Raw genomic sequence first — 1,086 nt, 5'->3', positions numbered from 1 at the left:
ATGATAATGATGATTATAAGTTGTTCGTTGCCTTCAATCATATAATATTCGATGGATTGTCAGCTAATGTATTTAAACGTGACCTGCAGGATATTCTTGATGGGGAATCAATCAGTGTGGATGAATCATTCTTAAAAGTATCTGCCTTTTCACAGCAAATGCAAAACACCGATGAGTATGCCGATGCTAAAAAGTTCTATGAATCCATGTTAACGGATAATGAAGAAACCAGCACTTTAATGGAGAGCATAGATTCAGATGAACATGGCCACTTAAAAATTGATTTGAATTTGGACATTAACTTATTAAAATCCTTTTTGGACAGTCATGGCGTGAGTGAAAACGTATTATTCACCGCTGCTTTTGCATATACCTTATCTCGCTTTACAGGTTATGAAAATGCTTCATTTAATCTAGTGGAAAATGGACGGGACAGATTCAATAATTTCAATTCCATTGGTATGTATGTGAATACCCTTCCCGTAATAGTCAATTGTAAAAATCAGGATATTGCATCATTTATGGAGAATATGGGCAGCTTAATTTATGATGTTATGAGATATAATTATTATCCATTTAGATTACTTGCAAATGAATATAACATCAATTCAGACATCTTATTCCAATTCATGCCTGAATGGATTGGAGGTATTGGCCAATCCAATGACTCATTAAATAATAGTGAAAATGACATAATAACCAAAAGAAATAGTTCAATCGCCGATCTTGTTGTGGAAGTAGTTCAATTCAGTCAAAATTACAATTTGAATATAATGTATTGCGGCAAATATTCTAAAAGTTTTGTCGAGCATTTCGCCGAATCTTACAAGTTAATATTAAAGCAAATAATTAATGTTGAAAAATTAGAAGAGATTACCTACATTACACATGAAGATATTGAAATTTTAGACAGTTATAATCAAACACGGTATAATTTTAAGTATAATGATATTTTGGATGCATTTAATGATAATTTATCTGAATGTGAGGGTAATGTGTTGGTGGGTTATGAGGACACTAGTTATACTCATGGGCAAGGTGCATTCATTGCAAATGAGGTTGCAGGTAAATTAGATGAATTGGGTG

Annotated in this window: 1 protein-coding gene; it reads left to right on the top strand. The window is 32.4% G+C overall.

Annotated features, from left to right (window positions below; translation table 11 throughout):
- Window positions 1-1,086: condensation domain-containing protein (locus tag F3G70_RS11925; protein ID WP_149732926.1), on the top strand; the 1,086-nt coding region annotated here is incomplete at both ends.

It is taken from the genome of Methanobrevibacter millerae, assembly GCF_900103415.1.
Classification (GTDB): Archaea; Methanobacteriota; Methanobacteria; order Methanobacteriales; family Methanobacteriaceae; genus Methanocatella; species Methanocatella millerae.
Note: the sequence above shows the minus strand (reverse complement) of the source record. Positions and strands in the feature narration are given on the sequence as shown.